Source organism: Pseudomonas sp. EGD-AK9 (assembly GCF_000465935.2).
Taxonomy (GTDB): Bacteria; Pseudomonadota; Gammaproteobacteria; order Pseudomonadales; family Pseudomonadaceae; genus Aquipseudomonas.
The window spans coordinates 1-5770 of the sequence record NZ_AVOF01000210.1 but is presented as its reverse complement, the minus strand read 5'-3'; the positions used below and the strand labels follow the sequence as shown (position 1 = coordinate 5770).

Annotated in this window: 6 protein-coding genes and 1 other RNA gene; all 7 read right to left on the bottom strand. The window is 66.6% G+C overall.

From position 1 onward, the window contains the following. A partial coding sequence (locus N878_RS11155; protein ID WP_021443738.1) for a UDP-N-acetylmuramoyl-L-alanyl-D-glutamate--2,6-diaminopimelate ligase occupies window positions 1-1108 on the bottom strand: 1108 nt, incomplete at its 3' end. Further along, a complete protein-coding gene (locus N878_RS11150; protein ID WP_021443737.1) occupies window positions 1108-2835 on the bottom strand; it encodes a penicillin-binding protein 2 in 1728 nt (575 codons plus the stop codon). The genes N878_RS11150 and N878_RS11155, both read right to left, overlap by 1 nt. Beyond that, entirely contained in the window at window positions 2832-3101 is a 270-nt protein-coding gene (gene ftsL, locus N878_RS11145; RefSeq protein ID WP_031303043.1) for a cell division protein FtsL, read from the bottom strand. Before ftsL ends, N878_RS11150 begins: the two co-directional genes overlap by 4 nt. 20 nt (window positions 3102-3121) lie before the next feature. Continuing rightward, complete coding sequence (rsmH, locus tag N878_RS11140) at window positions 3122-4066, bottom strand: 16S rRNA (cytosine(1402)-N(4))-methyltransferase RsmH (RefSeq protein WP_021443735.1); 945 nt, start codon at window positions 4064-4066, stop codon at window positions 3122-3124. A 2-nt stretch (window positions 4067-4068) separates the two neighbouring features. Then, on the bottom strand, window positions 4069-4524 hold the full coding sequence (gene mraZ, locus N878_RS11135; protein ID WP_031303041.1) for a division/cell wall cluster transcriptional repressor MraZ: 456 nt from the start codon (window positions 4522-4524) through the stop codon (window positions 4069-4071). A gap of 311 nt (window positions 4525-4835) precedes the next feature. Next, window positions 4836-5183: RNase P RNA component class A (gene rnpB, locus N878_RS11160), an RNA gene on the bottom strand. An 80-nt stretch (window positions 5184-5263) separates the two neighbouring features. Then, window positions 5264-5770 (bottom strand): SAM-dependent methyltransferase (locus N878_RS11130; RefSeq protein WP_021443733.1); only part of this gene is annotated, 507 nt, incomplete at its 5' end.

The following is a 5770-nucleotide window of genomic DNA, read 5'->3' as shown; positions in this document are numbered from 1 at the left end:
AGATCAGCCGCCCGCGCACGTGCGGGCGCATGGCCTCGAGCACCTTCTCCAGGGCGTCCGGGGTGTGCGCGTAATCCACCACCACCAACGGCCGGTCGCCGCCGCCGAGGCGCTGCATGCGCCCGGCCGGCCCCTGCAGCTGCGGCAGCACCTGGAGAATCTCGTCGAGGCCGTAGTCCATGCCCAGCAGCGCGCCGACCACCGCCAGCAGGTTGCTCAGGTTGAAGCGGCCGAGCAGGTTGCTGCGCAGCATGCCTTCGCCACGCGGGGTGACCAGGCGCGCACGTACGCCATGATCATCGAACTGCGCTTCGCTGCAATAAACGAAGGCGTTGGCGTCGCTCAGGCTGTAGCCGATCAGGCGCGAATCATGCACCTGCTGCGCCAACTCCTGACCGAAGGCGTCATCCAGATTGATCACCCGACAACGCAGGTTCGGCCAGGCGAACAGCTTGGCCTTGGCCGCACCGTAGGCCTGCATGTCGCCGTGGTAATCGAGGTGGTCGCGCGACAAGTTGGTGAACACCGCGACGTCGAACTCCAGCGCCGCCACTCGGCCCTGATCCAGGCCGTGGGAGGACACTTCCATGGCCACCGCACGGGCACCGGCCTGCTTGAGGCCGGCCAGGGTGGCCTGCACCCCGACCGGGTCGGGCGTGGTGTGCTTGCCCTGTTCCAGCGCGCCGTGGAAACCGTTGCCCAGGGTACCGACGATGCCGCAACGCTGGCCGAGCAGGTCCAGCGCCTGGGCCAGCAGCTGGCTGACGCTGGTCTTGCCGTTGGTGCCGGTGATGCCGACCAGGTGCAGGCCGCGGCTCGGCTCACCATAGAAGCGCCCGGCGATGGCCGACAGCTGGCCGGCCAGCCCCTTGACCGGCACCAGCACCGCAGTTTCGGCGTGCATGGGGGCAGCCCCTTCGGCCTCGTAGGCCACCGCGGCGGCGCCGCGGGCGACGGCGTCGGCGATATGCACGCGGCCATCCTGCTGGGTGCCGGGCACGGCGAGGAACAGGTCGCCCGGGCGCACCTTGCGGCTATCCAGGGTCAGTTCGCGAATCAGCACGGCGCTCTCGGCGGCCGGCAGCAATTGATTGAGTGGCATGGGCATCAGTTGCGCCCTCCCTGGGTCATGGCGGCTACCTTCTGCTCCGGCGGCGGCAGGTTGTCCGGCGCGATATTCATCAGGCGCAGCGAACCGGCCATCACCCGGCTGAATACCGGCGCGGAGATCAGGCCGCCGTAATAGGCGCCCTTGCCGGGCTCGTCGACCACCACCACCATGGCGATGCGCGGGTTCTGCGCCGGGGCGAAGCCGGCGAACAGCGAACGGTAGGAGTTGGCCTGGTAGCCCTTGGTACCGACGCTGGTCTTGCGCGCCGTACCGCTCTTGCCGGCCACGTGGTAGCCCGGCACCTGGGCGCGAACGGCCCCGCGCGGGGACTCGATGACCTGTTGCAACATGCCCTGCAGGGTCTTGGCCACCTCGGGCGGCACCACCTGCATCGAGCCCGGCGTGCTGTCCACGCGGATCATCGACAGCGGCACCATGCCGCCGCCGTTGCCCAGCGCGGCGTAGGCGTGGGCCAGCTGCACCGCGGTCACCGACAGGCCGTAGCCGTAGGACAGCGTGGCGGTCTCGGCCTGGCGCCACTGGCGGTGGTTGGGCAGATTGCCGACCCGCTCGCCGGGAAAGCCCAGACCGGTGTCGCGACCGAAGCCCAGCTTGCTGAATACTTCGTAGAGCTGCTCGCCGCCGACGTCGAAGGCGATCTTGCTCATGCCGACGTTACTGGAATTGATCAGGATGCCGGGCAGATCCAGCGCCGGGCCCTGGGTGCGGGACACGTCGCGGATGTTGTAACGGCCGATCTGCAGCGTGCCGTTGCCCACCTGGACGATATCGCTGGGCTTCCAGCGTCCGGTCTCCAGGGCGGCGGCCATCGACAGCGGCTTGATGGTCGAGCCGGGCTCGAACACGTCGATCATGGCGCGATTGCGCATCGCCGCCGGGGTCAGGTTGCGCCGGTTGTTGGGGTTGTAGGTGGGGTGGTTGACCATGGCCAGCACTTCGCCGGTCTTGACGTCGACCATCACCAGGCTGCCGGCCTTGGCATCGTGTTCCAGCAGCGCGTTGCGCAGCTCGCGATGGGCCAGGTACTGCAGACGCAGGTCGATGGACAACGCCAAGGCCTTGCCGGCCTTGGCGTTCTGCGCGACCTGGACGTCCTTGATCAGCTTGCCGCGGCGATCCTTGAGCACCTGGCGCTTGCCCGGCACGCCGGCCAGCCATTCTTCATAGGCCAGCTCCATGCCTTCGCGGCCGCGGTCGTCGATATCGGTGAAGCCGACCACATGGGCCGCCACTTCGCCGGCCGGGTAGAAGCGGCGGAACTCCTCGATGGCGTAGACACCCGGTACCTTGAGGTCGAGCACGCTCTGGCCCTTCTCCGGGGTCAGGCCGCGCACCAGGTACATGAACTCGCGCTCCTTGTTCTGCTGCAGGCGCTCGGCGAAGGCCTTGGGCTCCTGGCCCAGGGCGGCGGCCAGCGCCGGCCAGCGCTCGCGCCCGGCCTGCAGTTCCTTGCCATTGGCCCACAGGGTGGTGACCGGGGTGCTCACCGCCAGTGGCTCGCCGTTGCGGTCGGTGATCAGGCCGCGGTGCGCAGGAATCGGGATATGCCGCACGCTGCGCGCATCGCCATGGGCCTTGAGGAAATCGTGGTCGAGCACCTGCAGGTCGAGCATGCGCCAGGCGATGGCGCCGACCATCAGCGCCAGCAGGGCCAGCACCAGGCGGAAGCGCCAGGGGTAGAGCGCGCCTTCGAGGCCGATCATGGCTGCACCATGCGCACTTCGGCGGGGTCGGGAATGCGCATCTGCAGCCGCTCGCTGGCCAGCGCCTCGATGCGGTTGTGCGCGGTCCAGGTGCTTTGTTCGAGAATCAGTCGGCCCCACTCGGCCTGCGCCTTGTCGCGCACGCTGAGCTCACCGTACAACTCGTTGAGCAGCTGGCGGTTCCAGTGCGCGCTGTAGGACACCGCCAGGGCCGACAGCAGCACCGCGATGAACAGCACCAGCATCAGCAGGCTGCCGCTGGGCATGGTCTTGCCGAGACGCAGGTTCACCGCAGTTTCTCCGCGATGCGCATCACCGCGCTGCGCGAGCGCGGGTTGGCCTTGAGCTCGGCTTCGCCGGCGAAGACCGGCTTGCCGATCAGCTTCAGGCGCGGCTCGAAGGCCTTGGGGATGATCGGCAGGTCGCGCGGCAGCTTGTCCGCCTCGCCCTTAGCCTGGCGCTTCATGAACTGCTTGACGATGCGGTCTTCCAGCGAGTGGAAGCTGATCACCACCAGGCGACCGCCGACTTCCAGCGCTTCCAGCGCCGCGTCGAGGCCGCGCTCGAGGTCGCCCAACTCGTTGTTGATATAGATACGAATGCCCTGGAAAGCGCGGGTCGCCGGGTTCTTGCCCTTCTCCCAGGCCGGGTTGGCCACGGTCAGCACCTGCGCCAGGTCGGCGGTGCGGGTAAAGGGCTGCTGCTCGCGGCGCTGCACCACGGCACGCGCCATGCGCTTGGCGAAACGCTCTTCGCCGTAGTCCTTGAGCACGCGGGCGATCTCGTCTTCGGCGGCCGTGGCGATCCAGTCCGCCGCGCTGACGCCCACTGCGGGGTTCATGCGCATATCCAGCGGGCCGTCGTTGAGGAAGCTGAAGCCGCGCTCGGGATCGTCCAGCTGCGGCGACGACACGCCGAGGTCCAGCAGGATGCCGGCGACCTTGCCGACCAGGCCGCGGACAGCGACTTCCTCGCCGAGTTCCGCAAAACTGCGCTGCACAACGACAAAGCGGCCGTCTTCGGCCGCCAATGCTTCCCCGGTGGCTATCGCCAGGGGGTCCTTGTCGAACCCCAGGAGCCGCCCGTCCGGGCCGAGCTTCTGCAAGATCAGCCGACTGTGCCCGCCGCGACCGAAGGTGCCGTCCAAGTAGCAGCCGCCGGCGCGCACGGCGAGCCCCTCGACGGCCTCGTCGAGCAGCACGGTGATATGGCGCAAGGTGCTATCGGTCATGGTCACAGGATCAGGTCACGCAAGTCGTCGGAAAGGGCGCCGGGCTGCTTGATGGCGGCCAGATCGGCTTCGGCTACGGCATTCCAGGTATCTTCGTCCCAGAGTTGAAACTTGTTGAGCTGGCCGACGAGCATCGCCCGCTTGTCCAGCTTGGCGTACTCGCGCAGGCGCGGCGGCACCAGGAAACGGCCGCTGGCATCCAGCTCGAGGTCGACGGCGTTGCCGATCAGCAGGCGCTGCAGGCGGCGGTTCTCTTCACGGAAGGAGGCCAGTTCGCGCAGCTTGTTCTCGATCAGCTCCCATTCGGCCAGCGGGTAGACACAGAGGCAGGGGTCGACGGCATCGATGGTGACGATGAGCTGGCCGGCACAACGCGAAACGAGCTCGTCGCGATACCGACTCGGCATCGCGAGGCGCCCTTTGGCGTCGAGACTGATGGCGTTAGCTCCGCGAAACACGGCTGCGCTTCCCCTGTAATTAGCTTTCCATGCCCAAAAAAACCCACTTCATGCCACTTCTCACCACTTGCGCACACTATAGGAATGCGTATGCCCCACCGTCAAGGCGCGCCAGAAGGGAAAAATCCTTACAGGACGGAGATTTAGCGAACGAAAGCGAGGAAAAAAGCGATGCCGGAAGGGGTAGTCGAGAGACAAAAACCAGCTATTCCAGAGAGCTGAAATTCGAACTTAAAGTAATTTGTTAAGAGTAAGATTTTTTCGGTATTAGAAAGGCGGGAAGTAAAAGCGCAAATCGAGGGGAAAAAGAGGTGGAGAGTCGATCTGTAAGCCGGGTTCTGTCGAGGACAGTCATTCCTCTACGACGTACATCACTGCACGCCTTTAGCAACCTACCCGGTTCCAGCGCGGGCCACGCCAATGGAACCCTATTTGGTCTTGCTCCGAGTGGGGTTTACCTAGCCACGGACTGTTGCCAGCCGCGCGGTGCGCTCTTACCGCACCTTTTCACCCTTACCGGCGCCGAAGCGCTTAGGCGGTTATTTTCTGTGGCACTTTCCGTAGGCTCGCGCCTCCCAGGGGTTACCTGGCACTCCGCCCTATGGAGCCCGGACTTTCCTCCCCCTTCTTGCGAAGGCAGCGACTGTCCGATCGACTCTCCGCCGGCAAGGGTAACAAAGCCGCAAGCGGCAAGCCACAAGCTGCAAGAAAAAGCAGCCTGCCCCCTGCAGGAGCGAGCTCATCCCTGGCGCGTCAGCGCCACCTGGTAGAGCAGGTTCTTACGCACCCCGGTGATCTCGGCGGCCAACGCCGCCGCGCGCTTGAGCGGCATTTCCGCCAGCAGCAGGTCGAGCACCCGCAGCGCCTCGGTGCTGACCGCCTCCTCGCCTTCCGGCGCCTGCCAGCCGGCTACCAGCACCACGCACTCGCCGCGCTGCTGATTGCTGTCGCCGGCCACCCAGGCGCACAGTTCGGCCAGCGGCAGGCCCTTGAGGGTCTCGAAGGTCTTGGTCAGCTCGCGGGCCAACAGCGCCGGACGCTCGTCGCCGAACACCGCACGCATATCCTCCAGGCACTCGAGAATCCGGTGCGGCGCCTCGTAGAAGATCAGCGTGCGCGGCTCCTCGCGCACCTGCTCCAGGCGCGCGCGCCGCCCCACGGCCTTGGCCGGCAGAAAACCCTCGAAGATGAAGCGATCCGACGGCAGGCCGGCGGCCGACAGCGCGGCGATCAGCGCACAGGCCCC